The 11,271-nt window shown below is 69.2% G+C and carries 17 protein-coding genes; 13 read left to right on the plus strand and 4 right to left on the minus strand.

Going from position 1 to position 11,271, the window contains the following annotated elements; all coding sequences use genetic code 11:
- Positions 1-133: 133 nt before the first annotated feature.
- From ACQPYZ_RS30400 to ACQPYZ_RS30425, 6 genes are all read left to right on the plus strand, one after another.
- The gene (locus tag ACQPYZ_RS30400) at positions 134-1,168 is read left to right on the plus strand and encodes a LacI family DNA-binding transcriptional regulator (protein ID WP_433162127.1); all 1,035 of its coding nucleotides are present in this window, start codon (positions 134-136) and stop codon (positions 1,166-1,168) included.
- Between the two features lie 130 nt (positions 1,169-1,298).
- A complete protein-coding gene (locus ACQPYZ_RS30405; protein ID WP_433162128.1) occupies positions 1,299-1,517 on the plus strand; it encodes a hypothetical protein in 219 nt (72 codons plus the stop codon).
- A gap of 80 nt (positions 1,518-1,597) precedes the next feature.
- Positions 1,598-1,942 carry a hypothetical protein gene (locus ACQPYZ_RS30410; protein ID WP_132324830.1) on the plus strand — a complete coding sequence of 115 codons (345 nt, stop codon included), beginning with the start codon at positions 1,598-1,600 and terminating at the stop codon, positions 1,940-1,942.
- A 74-nt stretch (positions 1,943-2,016) separates the two neighbouring features.
- On the plus strand, positions 2,017-2,379 hold the full coding sequence (locus tag ACQPYZ_RS30415) for a hypothetical protein (RefSeq protein ID WP_433162130.1): 363 nt from the start codon (positions 2,017-2,019) through the stop codon (positions 2,377-2,379).
- Complete coding sequence (locus ACQPYZ_RS30420) at positions 2,376-2,813, plus strand: hypothetical protein (RefSeq protein ID WP_433162132.1); 438 nt, start codon at positions 2,376-2,378, stop codon at positions 2,811-2,813. The genes ACQPYZ_RS30415 and ACQPYZ_RS30420 overlap by 4 nt, the downstream gene beginning before the upstream one ends.
- Positions 2,810-4,333, plus strand: a complete 1,524-nt coding sequence (locus tag ACQPYZ_RS30425; RefSeq protein ID WP_433162134.1) for a multicopper oxidase family protein — start codon at positions 2,810-2,812, stop codon at positions 4,331-4,333. The genes ACQPYZ_RS30420 and ACQPYZ_RS30425 overlap by 4 nt, the downstream gene beginning before the upstream one ends.
- On the opposite strand, the gene ACQPYZ_RS30430 is transcribed toward ACQPYZ_RS30425, so the two are convergent.
- Genes ACQPYZ_RS30430 through ACQPYZ_RS30440 form a run of 3 tightly spaced genes read right to left on the minus strand, consistent with a single transcriptional unit; the run spans position 4,330 to position 5,680 of the window.
- Positions 4,330-4,965 carry a DUF998 domain-containing protein gene (locus ACQPYZ_RS30430; protein ID WP_433162135.1) on the minus strand — a complete coding sequence of 212 codons (636 nt, stop codon included), beginning with the start codon at positions 4,963-4,965 and terminating at the stop codon, positions 4,330-4,332. The genes ACQPYZ_RS30425 and ACQPYZ_RS30430 overlap by 4 nt on opposite strands.
- The gene (locus ACQPYZ_RS30435) at positions 4,965-5,456 is read right to left on the minus strand and encodes a Clp protease N-terminal domain-containing protein (RefSeq protein WP_433162138.1); all 492 of its coding nucleotides are present in this window, start codon (positions 5,454-5,456) and stop codon (positions 4,965-4,967) included. The genes ACQPYZ_RS30430 and ACQPYZ_RS30435 overlap by 1 nt, the downstream gene beginning before the upstream one ends.
- The gene (locus tag ACQPYZ_RS30440; protein WP_433162139.1) at positions 5,456-5,680 is read right to left on the minus strand and encodes a hypothetical protein; all 225 of its coding nucleotides are present in this window, start codon (positions 5,678-5,680) and stop codon (positions 5,456-5,458) included. Before ACQPYZ_RS30440 ends, ACQPYZ_RS30435 begins: the two co-directional genes overlap by 1 nt.
- Positions 5,681-5,804: 124 nt before the next feature.
- On the opposite strand from ACQPYZ_RS30440, the gene ACQPYZ_RS30445 reads away from it, so the two are divergent.
- The 4 genes from ACQPYZ_RS30445 to ACQPYZ_RS30460 are packed head-to-tail and all read left to right on the plus strand — an operon-like array spanning position 5,805 to position 7,861.
- Entirely contained in the window at positions 5,805-6,143 is a 339-nt protein-coding gene (locus tag ACQPYZ_RS30445) for an ArsR/SmtB family transcription factor (RefSeq protein WP_433162141.1), read from the plus strand.
- A gap of 10 nt (positions 6,144-6,153) precedes the next feature.
- Complete coding sequence (locus ACQPYZ_RS30450; protein WP_433162142.1) at positions 6,154-6,657, plus strand: SRPBCC family protein; 504 nt, start codon at positions 6,154-6,156, stop codon at positions 6,655-6,657.
- Positions 6,658-6,659: 2 nt separating this feature from the next.
- Positions 6,660-7,268 (plus strand): dihydrofolate reductase family protein, encoded by a 609-nt coding sequence (locus ACQPYZ_RS30455; RefSeq protein WP_433162144.1) that lies wholly within the window; start codon positions 6,660-6,662, stop codon positions 7,266-7,268.
- Between the two features lie 2 nt (positions 7,269-7,270).
- Complete coding sequence (locus tag ACQPYZ_RS30460) at positions 7,271-7,861, plus strand: dihydrofolate reductase family protein (protein ID WP_433162145.1); 591 nt, start codon at positions 7,271-7,273, stop codon at positions 7,859-7,861.
- Here the strand turns inward: ACQPYZ_RS30460 and ACQPYZ_RS30465 are convergent.
- Complete coding sequence (locus ACQPYZ_RS30465) at positions 7,840-8,526, minus strand: peptidyl-tRNA hydrolase (protein ID WP_433162146.1); 687 nt, start codon at positions 8,524-8,526, stop codon at positions 7,840-7,842. The two genes, ACQPYZ_RS30460 and ACQPYZ_RS30465, sit on opposite strands and share 22 nt — an antisense overlap.
- A 50-nt stretch (positions 8,527-8,576) precedes the next feature.
- Between ACQPYZ_RS30465 and ACQPYZ_RS30470 the strand changes: the two genes are divergently transcribed.
- From ACQPYZ_RS30470 to ACQPYZ_RS30480, 3 genes are all read left to right on the plus strand, one after another.
- The gene (locus tag ACQPYZ_RS30470) at positions 8,577-9,368 is read left to right on the plus strand and encodes a thymidylate synthase (RefSeq protein ID WP_433162148.1); all 792 of its coding nucleotides are present in this window, start codon (positions 8,577-8,579) and stop codon (positions 9,366-9,368) included.
- Positions 9,365-9,820 carry a dihydrofolate reductase gene (locus ACQPYZ_RS30475; protein ID WP_433162150.1) on the plus strand — a complete coding sequence of 152 codons (456 nt, stop codon included), beginning with the start codon at positions 9,365-9,367 and terminating at the stop codon, positions 9,818-9,820. The genes ACQPYZ_RS30470 and ACQPYZ_RS30475 overlap by 4 nt, the downstream gene beginning before the upstream one ends.
- Positions 9,821-9,929: 109 nt before the next feature.
- Complete coding sequence (locus ACQPYZ_RS30480) at positions 9,930-11,249, plus strand: toxic anion resistance protein (RefSeq protein ID WP_433162152.1); 1,320 nt, start codon at positions 9,930-9,932, stop codon at positions 11,247-11,249.
- Positions 11,250-11,271 lie beyond the last annotated feature (22 nt).

Here is an 11,271-nt window from a genome sequence, read left to right on the forward strand (position 1 = left end):
CTCCTGTCCTTCGGTCCCGCCCAGAAATACCCCTTGCACTCCTCCAGGGTCTTCTGTATCGTTTTTCTAGAACGATCTAGAAGATCGATTCAGAAGACTGTGGAGAAGCAGTCCCGAGGAGAGGAGACGAGAGATGGCCGGAGTCACGCTGAAGACCGTGGCGCAGGCCGTCGGGGTGTCCCCGTCGACCGTCTCCAACGCCTACAACAAGCCCGACCAGCTGTCCGCCGCCCTGCGCGAGCGGATCCTGGCCACGGCCCACGAGCTCGGCTACGCCGGACCCGACGCGTCCGCCCGGGCGCTGCGCAGCGGCAAGGCCGGCGCGATCGGCGTGCTGTTCACCGACAAGCTGGCGTACGCGTTCTCGGACCCGTACGCGGTCGGCTTCCTGGCCGGCCTGGCCGAGGTCGCCGAAGAGTTCAGCACCAGCCTGCTGCTGATGCCGCTCAGCTCGGCCGACCTGGTCGGCGGCAGCAACGCGGTGCAGCAGGCGGCGATCGACGCGGCCGCGATCTTCTGCGTACCGGGCGACCATCCGGCGGTCGACGTACTGACCGCGCGCGGGATCCCGACCGTCTCGACCGACCGCGGCGACCACCCGGACCTGAGCTGGGTCGCGATCGACGAGGTGGAGGCCGCCGCCAAGCTGGGCCAGCACCTCACCCGGCTCGGGCACCGCGACATCGTCGTCCTGGTCGACAAGCCCGAGGCAATGGGCGGAGCGGTCGAGCTGTCCTTCGACGAGGTCGGCTGCAGCGACTGCGAAGCCCGCATCCAGGGTCTGGAGAAGGCGATGCCGGACGCGCAGATGCGGATCGTCTCCGGCGGCTACAACTCCTTCGGCTCCGGCCTGAAGGGAGCCGAGTACGTGCTCGATTCCCAGGACCGGCCGACCGCGATCGTCGGGCTGAGCGACGTCCAGGCGCTCGGCGCGATGGAGGCGATGAAGGTCCGCGGCCTGATCCCCGGCCGGGATCTGACCGTGGCCGGATTCGACGACATCCCGGCGGCCGAGCCGGCCGGGCTGACCACGGTCCACCAACCGATCAAGGACAAGGGCCGCGCCGTCGGCCGGATCCTGCTCGACCCGGCGACGACCGAACGCCAGGTCCTGATGCCCACCGAACTCGTCGTCCGCGCGAGCAGCGGACCCGCACCCCGCAGGTAACAACCTCCCACAACGTCACAGCACCACCACCCGGCAGCCGGCTGACGGCTCCCGGGGCGATCAACCACGACCTCCGACGGCCGCCCGGCCGCCGGCCGACCGAACACGCTCTCAGGAAGGGAGCAGAACCATGACGTACTTCATCGCCGGTAACACCGCCGTCGAGAACGCTCGCAACCTGGCGCAGTCGGCTCTTCCGAACGCTCCGCAGCAGCCGTACGACGAGCCGACCCCGCGCCGCACGCTCGCGGTCCGTGCCCGGATCAGCGCCGTACTGCGCACTGCCGCCGAACGCGAGCTCCGCCTCGCCGAGCGGATCGATCCCACCCCGGCCTGCACCGCCAACTGACCCCTGACACCGGCCGCCACACCCCACGTCGCTGCCTGCGGCGTGGGGTTTGTCGGTGCGGCGTGGCACTCTGAAGGGCGATGAACGAGCCTGGGGTGTTGCTGACCGCCCGCGCCATGGTGCTGCACGACCTGGCCGCGCGGGGATTCGACGATGCGGTGATGGTGTCGGTACTCGAGGACGCGGTGGCCGGCCGGCAGTGGTGGCTGGACCAGTGGCCGGACGGCGCCGAGCACATCGCCGGCCTGGTCGCGCAGGACGTCCAGGACCGGCTGGTCGACTCCGGCGTCCGCTGGCCGCGCTGCACTGCCTGCGACGACCTCAACGACCACGAGCTCAGGATCGAGCCCGAGCTCGGCCCGGACCCGCACTGGGTCTGCGAACGCGCCGGCATCACTGTCTCCCCCCTCGGCCACCTCACCTGACCCACGCTCCCGGCTCGTCCTCAGGGTGATACCTGATTGCTCTACATGTAGGCTCACTACTATTGTCTGTCTACATGAAGTCTCTCGTCGCCCTCCGGCTGGTCGCCGCGGCCCATGCGGCCGCGATCTGCCTGCAGCCGGTGCTCGCGGGCGTCTACCTGGACGGCACCGGCGGTGCCCAGCGGATCCACCAGCCAGTCGGCCTGGCCGTCGCCCTGATCGCGATGCTTCAGTTGCTGATAACAACGATCTGGTGGCGGCTCGGTGGCACGGTGATCGCGCCGCTCGTGTGCGTGCTGCTCCTGGTCGGTGAGACCTTTCAGATCGCCATGGGCTTCACCCGCCAGATGACCCTGCACATCCCACTCGGCATCGCCCTGGTCGGCGCCGGGGTCGCCTTCGCGGTCTGGACGCACCGTCAGCAGGCGATCTCATGACCGTGTCAGCACACACCGACCTCACGACCACGAAGGTACGGCGACCACGCGCCTCCCTGTGGACCCTCCGGATCACCCTGCTCCTGCACGCTGCCCTGGTGGTCGCCCAGCCGATCCTGGCCGGGTACTTCCTGTCCGGCGAGGTCGACGCGATGAACGTGCACAGCCCGATCGGCTCGACACTGTGGATGCTTGCGATGATCCAGTTCGTCGTCGCGGTCCTCTACTGGATGCCGGGCGGCGGCCGGAGCTGGCCGCTGCTGCTCACTGCCGTCCTGTTCGTCGCCGAGTTCGTCCAACTGACGTTCGGCCACCTGCAGAACTTCGCCGTCCACGTCCCGCTCGGTACGGCGATCGTCGTCACCGTCGTCTGGATGACCGTCTGGTCGTTCCGTCCGGTCGCGGGCCGCGGCCGAAAGGAGCTCTCCCGATGAATCTGTCCCGCCGCGGTTTCCTGGCCGTTGCCGGCGGCACCGGTGCCGCGCTCACGCTGACCAACTGTGGCCTCGACCCGTCACCCGCGCAGGCCGGAGAGCTCCTGCGCAGCAAGGCTCCGCTCCCCGAGCCGTTCCAGGTCCCGCTCCCGATCCCTCCGGTGAAGAAGCCGGTCCGTACGCAGGCGGGCGTCGACTACTACCGCGTCGTACAACAGAAGGCGAGCCTCGAGATCCTGCCAGGTCTCAAGACCGAGATCCTCGGGTACGACGGCCTGCTGCCCGGACCGACGTTCGACGTACGGAGTGGGCGGACGACTGTGATCGAGCAGGTCAACCAACTCGACGTACCGACGGCGGTCCACCTGCACGGCGGTCACACCCCGGCCGCGAGTGACGGCTGGCCGCTGGATCTGCTGATGCCGCCAGGCGGTCATGAAGGACATCACGGACACCACGGCATGACCGGCGGGGACGTGAAGACGGGCAGCCGCCTTCACACGTACCCGAACACGCAACGGGCCGCGACGCTCTGGTATCACGACCACCGGATGGACTACACCGCACCGCAGGTCTACCGCGGACTGTTCGGTTTCCACCTCATCCGCGACGACGAGGAGGACCGTTTGCCCTTGCCTGCGGGCGATCGGGAGATTCCGTTGGTGATCGCGGACCGGGCGTTCGCGGAGGACGGCTCGTTCCTCTACCCGCAGGCGAAGGACCGGCCCGGCGTCGAGTCGGCGTACATGGAGGGGGTGATCGCCGACGTGACGCTGGTCAACGGTGCGCCGTGGCCGGTGCACGAGGTGGACGCGGTCCGCTACCGCCTCCGGATCCTCAACGCGGCGAACGCGCGCCGCTACGAGCTCGCGTTCGACCACGGGCCGGCGACGTTCGTCCAGATCGGCAGCGACGGCGGTCTGCTCGACGCGCCGATCGAGCACCGGACCCTGGTGATCGCGCCGGCCGAGCGGTTCGACGTGATCGTCGACTTCTCGCAGTACCAGGTGGGCGACGAGGTCACGCTGGTCAACAAGCTGGACGGCAACGCGAACGTGTTGCGGTTCAAGGTCGCCCGGAAGGCCGCCGACGACAGCAGCGTCCCGGCCAGGCTGTCGTCGTACGCCGTCCTGCCGAAACCGGCGAACGCCGTCCGGCGGAAGTGGCGGTTCAGCCGCGGTGACGCCGGCGGCCACCAGGGCTGGACGATCAACGGCAAGGCGTTCGACCCGCAGGTGATGCAGGCGCAGGTGAAGCTGGACCAGGACGAGATCTGGACGTTCGTCACCGATGTCCACCACCCGGTGCACGTCCACCTCGCCCCGTTCCAGGTGCTGAGCCGCGGCGGCGGCCGGATCGGCGCGTACGACGCCGGCTGGAAGGACACGGTGGACGTGCGACCGGCCGAGGTGGTCGAGGTGCTGGTCAGGTTCACCGGCCACAAAGGCAAGTACCTGATCCACTGCCACAACCTCGAGCACGAGGACATGGCAATGATGGCCGGCTTCGAGACGCACTAGGTACGGCGCAGCACGCGAAGCGCGAGCAGGACGGTCCAGGTCAGGCCGATGATCACGGCGAGCCGTTGGAAGAGTCCGGCCACGTCCACCAGCACGGCGGTCTGACCGAACCCGGAACTGGCGAGCACGTCACACACCAGGAATGCCGTTGCGCTCAGCAACGAATAGACCAGCCACTTCCAGCCACGGCCGCGGGACAGCACGACCTGCGCCGCCGCCAGGGCGACGAAGGCCGGCAGCGAGAACGCGTCGTGGAGCGCGCCGACCGTGGTGTAGTCGATGGCGTCCGGCGTACCGACCGGGAATCCGCTGACGGGGTCGGTGACGAACAGTCCGGCTCCGATCAGACCGACTCCCCACACGCCGATCAGTACGGCGCCGACGCGAAGACCGGATCGCCACAGCCCGACGGCGAACGCGAGGGTGAGCAGACCGGTGAGGAGGAAGTTGGCCGTCTGCACCCAGCCGTGGTCGCCGAGGGCGAGAGAACTGACCGGGTGCCGCATCCAGTCGTAGCCCGAGCCCTTCACCGCCCCCTGGATCAGGAAGGCGACGACGAAGAGCGGCCCGGCCACGAGTCCACACGAGAGCAGGCGGCGAGTTGTCAGGTTGCGTTCGGCCAGGACGCTCATCAGCGGGCACCTCGGGCGAGGGCTTCGGCGACCCGGTCGCGGAGTGCGACCCGGTCGACGCCCGCTGCCTGCAGGGCGCGGGCGACGCGGCCACGGTCCGTGTCCAGGAGGCCGGCCAGGATGCGGACCGAGCCGATCCTGGTGCCGCCGACCTTCGGCTCGGCGTCCAGGGCGCGCTTGAGCAACAACCTCACCGACTCCCCGATGCCCGGGTCGTGACTGTGGTCAGGCGTTGCCTCAGGCAACTGCTCGGCCCGGACCGCGATCCCGGCGACCGCCAGGCTGCGCTCCCACTCACGGTCCAGCGCCGCCCGGATGGTGTCCTCGGTCAGCCCGGCCTCGGCCAGCAGCCGGGCCGCCGGGTTGTCCGCCATCGCGGCGAGCGCGAGCAGCACGTGCTCGGCCTCGACCGTCCGGGACCCGTCGTTGCGGGCCATCTCCCGCCCAGCACGCACCAGAATCGTGCGAACGTCCTTCGCGTCGGACGACATCAGCGCCTCCTCAGGGCGACACCCGCGGCGATCAGCCGCTTGGCGTGTTTCTTGTGCACGGCCTGCCGGGTCACTCCCAGCACCTCGGCCACGTCGGCCCAGCTCCAGCCGGACCGCATCGCCTGCTCGACCTGACTGTCCTCCAGCCGGTCGGCGAGCCGGCGCAGCGCCACCACCGCGGCCAGCCCGGCCGCGGGGTCCTCGGGATCCACCAACTCGTTCATCTAAGCAACTTAGGTTGACAGCCTCAGAATGTCAACCAAAGTTGCTCAAACCACCCTCTTGACGCCCGCACCCACAGCTTCCTATAGTCAACACATCAGTTGATCAAGGGAATGGTTGATAAAGATGGCAGTTGACGACGAGCAGCTCGACCGGGCCTTCGCCGCTCTCGGTGATCCGGTCCGGCGGGCGATGATCGCGCGGCTGTCCCGCGGGCCGGCCACCGTGAACGAACTGGCCGAGCCGTTCCCGATCACCAAGCAGGCGGTGTCCCGGCACATCCAGGTGCTCGAGGCCGCCGGACTGATCTCCCGGAGCCGCGACGGCCAGCGCCGTCCCTGCCACCTGGAGCCGGACGTCCTCGAGGCGCTCACCAGCTGGATCGACGAGTACCGGCTGGAGACCGAACGCCGGTTCCGCCGGATGGACGCGCTGCTGCGGACCGTGCAAAACCCCGACAAGTGACGAGTAGGCAATGAACCCACAGATCGTGAAGGAGCAGGAGACCATGAACGCCACCACCATCAACGCCCCCGCCGGCACCCCGTTCGTCGAGGTGACCCGGGAGTTCGACGCCACCCCGGCCCAGCTGTTCAGGATCACGACGGATCCGGACCTGATCGCGCAGTGGCTCGGCCCGCGCGGCATCGACATGACGGTCGAGAAGTACGACGTCCGGTCCGGCGGCAGCTACCGCTACCTCCACCACGACGAGAACGGCGAGTACGCCTTCCGCGGCGTCTTCCACACCGTCGAGCAGGACAAGTACGTCGTCCAGACGTTCGAGTGGGAGGGCGCTCCCGGCGAGGTCTGCCTGGAGAAGGCGACGTACGAGCCGACCGAGACCGGCGTCCGGCTGCACCAGCGTTCGGTGTTCCAGTCGGTGGAGAGCCGGGACGCGTTCGTCGAGTCCGGCATGGAGACCGGCATCAACGACTCGATGGACCGGCTCGCCGAGCTGATCGCGAAGGAGGGCTGATCATGCCGCAGGTCGTCGTGGACATCTCGGTCTCGCTGGACGGGTACGTCGCCGGCCCGAACGTCAGCCTCGACAACGGGCTCGGCGACGGCGGCGAGGCACTGCACGAGTGGGTCTTCAACGGCACCGCCGAGGACCGCAACGTGCTGGACGAGGCCTTCGCGGCCACCGGCGCGGTCATCCAGGGCCGGATCCTGTTCGACGTCATCGACGGCCCGAAGGGCTGGAGCGACGAGCTCGGGTACGGCGCCAAGCCGACCGGCGAGGTGAACCCGCCGATCTTCGTCGTCACCCACAAGGCGCCGGAGACGACCCGGCTCGGGGACCGCTTCCGCTTCGTCACCGACGGCGTGGAGAGCGCGGTCGCGCAGGCCCGCGAAGCCGCCGGCGACCAGGACGTCTACGTGATGGGCGGCGGGCAGATCTGTCACCAGGTGCTCGCCGCCGGGCTGGCCGACATCGTCAAACTGCACGTCGCACCCGTCGTCCTGGGGGACGGGACCCGGCTGTTCCCGGCCGACGCGGCACCGACGTACTCGCTCGACCTGGTCCGGTCGGTCTCGACCCCGGGTGCCCAGCACCTCACCTATCGGGTCAAGAAGGAGAAGTGACGATGGGCAAGGTCATCGCCTCCGCGGTCGTCTCGCTGGACGGCTTCGTCGCGGACACCGAGGACGGGGTCGGTCCGCTGTTCGACTGGTACTTCAACGGGCCGGTCGAGATCCACGGGACCGATCCCGGCCGCGCCTTCCACGTCGGCCAGGCGAGCGCCGACTACCTCAACTCGGTCTGGCCGAACATCAGCTCCTGCGTGATCGGGCGGCGGCTGTTCGACATCACCAACGGGTGGAACGGTGTACCCGCGGTGGGTGACCACGTGTTCGTGGTCACCCACGAGCCGCCGACCGACTGGCCGTTCCCGGACGCGCCGTTCACCTTCGTCGACGGGATCGAGGACGCGATCGCGCAGGCCAAGAACCACGCCGGGGACGCCGACGTCTCGCTGACCGGCGGCAACCTGACCGGCCAGGCCCTCGCGGCCGGCCTGGTCGACGAGATCGCCTACAACGTCGCGCCGGTCGTCTTCGGCACCGGCATCCCGTTCTTCGGTGAGTACGCCGGACCAGTGGTCCTCCTGGACAACCCGAAGGTCATCGAGGGCGACCGCGTGACCCACCTGCACTACCGCGTCAGCAAGGGATGATCCGCGACGACGGTCCGGGACCCGGGCTCCACCTCGGTGAAGCCGGCGTCCTGGACCACGGGAAGCCCGCTGTCCAGCAGCTTCCCCCATTGGCGAGGGGTGGCGGTCCGTACCGCCAGCGCGAAGTCCGCCGCCACCCATTCCTTGCGACCCGCCGTCGACAGCGCCAGCCAGGCGAGGTGGGCAGCGTGGCCGCACTGGGCCATCGCCTTCCCGCTCGACATCTCCAGGCCGGGGTTGATCCACAGCACCGGCTTACCGGGGTCCGGGTCGGGCAGTTCCGCCGGATCCTCGAAGTCGGTTCCGGTCACCTGCAGCTTCGCCAAGTCCCTCGGTACGGCGTCCAGCAGCACCGGCGGAAACACCCGCACCTCGACCCCCGAACCCGCGCCGCCCTGCTCACCGACGTCCGCGGTGCTTGTCACCGTGATTCCGGGGAGGGCTTCGGCGCGACGCCACTCGGCTCCACGCGCCCGCCGTACCACCTTGCGGATCCTGGCGTCCTGCCACGCGTGCATCGCCGCGGCCCACTCGCCGTCGCCGCTCGACCGTTCGTCCGCAAGGATCGCGAGCACCGCCCGCGCCGCCGTCTCCAACGCCTCCGTCTGACCCGGCCGCGCCCCCTTCTCGACCCGCACCACCACCGTCAGCACGTACTCGTCCACGGCGCGAGTCTTTCAAACGGACTGTCGGCGGGTGGGAGTAGGTTGGCGCCATGCAGCAGTACCTGGAGCTTCTTCGGCACGTGCTGGACCACGGGGTCGAGAAGGGCGACCGGACCGGGACGGGCACGCTGAGTGTCTTCGGGCACCAGTCGCGTTACGACCTCCGCGCGGGCTTCCCGGCGGTGACCACCAAGAAGCTGCATCTGCGCTCGGTGATCGGCGAGCTGATCTGGTTCCTCAGCGGCTCGACCAACATCAAGTGGCTGCACGAGAACAACATCTCGATCTGGGACGAGTGGGCCGACGCCGACGGCGAGCTCGGCCCGGTGTACGGCTACCAGTGGCGGTCCTGGCCGACCCCGGACGGCCGGCACGTGGACCAGATCGCCGGCGTGATCGAGTCGATCCGGACCAACCCCGACTCCCGCCGGCACATCGTGAACGCGTGGAACGTCGCCGACGTCGACGACATGGCGTTGCCGCCGTGCCACACGATGTTCCAGTTCTACGTCGCCGAGGGCCGGCTGTCGTGCCAGCTCTACCAGCGGTCGGCCGACATCTTCCTCGGCGTGCCGTTCAACATCGCGTCGTACGCGCTGCTCACCCACATGGTCGCGCAGCAGACCGGGCTCGAGGTCGGCGACTTCGTGCACACCCTCGGCGACGCCCACCTGTACCTGAACCACCTCGACCAGGCGCGCCTGCAGCTCACCCGGGAGCCGCGGCCGCTGCCGACGCTGAAGCTCCACCAGCGGGACGCGATCGACGCGTACGAGATCGCCGACGTCGAGCTGGTCGGCTACGACCCGCACCCCGGGATCAAGGCGCCCATCGCGGTATGACGGTGATCCTGATCGCCGCGGTCGGGGCGAACGGCGTGATCGGGCGGGACAACGACCTGCCGTGGCGGATCCGCGAAGACCTGCTCCACTTCAAGGAGCTGACCCTCGGCCACACGCTGATCATGGGCCGGAAGACGTACGACTCGATCGGCCGCCCGTTGCCCGGCCGCCGGACCGTCGTCGTCACCCGGCAACCCGGCTGGTCGGCCGACGGCGTCGAGGTCGTCCACACTCTCGACGAGGCGCTGAAGTACGACGGCGACCTCTACGTGGCCGGCGGCGGCGAGATCTACCGCCAGGCCCTCCCGTACGCCGACCGCCTCGAGCTGACCGAGGTCGAGCAGTCCCCCGACGGCGACGTCACCTTCCCCACCCTGGACCCCGCGGACTGGACCGAAACCGCCCGCGACCCCCACGACGGCTTCACCTTCGTCAGCTACCGCCGTAGGTGACAACGAGTAGCTAACGTCGGTCCCGGTGGGACCCGGAACCGCGTAGATTGTGTGCGCGTCACGGAGGTGACAGCGCAACTGCCGGGGGAAGCAGCGGAGGGGATCGACGATGACTGAAGCCGACAACACAGCAGGTGTGCCGGGCGCGGCCGCCGGGCAGCCCGCCGCAGCGGCCGCCGCGCAGCCTGCCGCACCGGCTCAGCCGGGCGCGGCGGCGCCGGCTCCGTTGCAGCCGCCGACGGCGACCGCGCCGGGGCTGATACTGACCGCTCCGCCACCCTCACAGCCGGTCGCCGCGACCGCCGCGCCGACCATGGCGCCGCAGGTCGACGCGGCCGCACTGCCCGGCCTGGACGCGAAGGTGGACAGCTTCCTGGCCGCGCTGATGACGGCCGAGCCGCGGTCGCCGGAGTTCGCCGCCAAGGCCAGTGACGTCCGGAGCATGGGCGACGTCGACATCCGCGCCGCCGCGGACAGCTCGAACCGGCTGCTCAAGTCGCCGGTGCGGGCGCTGCAGGAGGGCGGTCTGTCCGAGGGCTCGACCGTCGGCAAGACTCTGCTCGAGCTGCGCCGTACGGTCGAGGACCTGGACCCGAAGGAAGCGACCGGGCCGAAGAAGCTGCTCGGGATGATCCCGTTCGGCGACAAGATCGAGGACTACTTCCGCAAGTACCAGAGCGCGCAGAGCCACCTCGAAGGCATCCTGCACGCGCTCCGCAACGGCCAGGACGAGCTCGGCAAGGACAACGCCGCGCTGAACCTGGAGAAGCAGCAGCTCTGGGACGCGATGGCCCGGCTGAACCAGTACGTGTACGTCGCCGAGCGGCTGGACGCCCGGTTGTCCGCGGCCATCGCGGACCTGGAGGTGACCAACCCGGACAAGGCGAAGGCGTTCCGCGAGGACGTGCTGTTCTACGTCCGGCAGAAGCACCAGGACCTGCTCACCCAGCTCGCCGTGTCGATCCAGAACTACCTGGCCATCGACATCGTGATCAAGAACAACATCGAGCTGATCAAGGGTGTCGACCGCGCGTCCACGACGACCGTCTCGGCGCTGCGTACGGCGGTCATCGTGGCGCAGGCCCTCGGCAACCAGAAGCTCGTGCTCGACCAGATCAGCGCGCTGAACACGACCACCAGCGGGATGATCGAGCGCACCTCGCAGATGCTGCGGGACAACTCGGTGGCGATCCAGCAGCAGGCCGCGTCGGCGACCATCGGGCTGCCGCAGCTGCAGGCGGCGTTCGCGAACATCTACGCGACCATGGACGCGATCGACACGTTCAAGGTGGAGGCGCTGGACAACATGGCGGCCACCATCGGGACGCTGGAGACCGAGGTGACCAAGTCCCGCGCGTACCTCGACCGGGTCGCGCAACAGGACCAGCGCGTCGTCCACGGGAGCCTCGACCTCGACCTCGGTCGCTGACCGGAGCCGGTGGGGGGACGGG

It is taken from the genome of Kribbella sp. CA-247076 (genome assembly GCF_050942445.1).
Taxonomy (GTDB): Bacteria; Actinomycetota; Actinomycetes; order Propionibacteriales; family Kribbellaceae; genus Kribbella.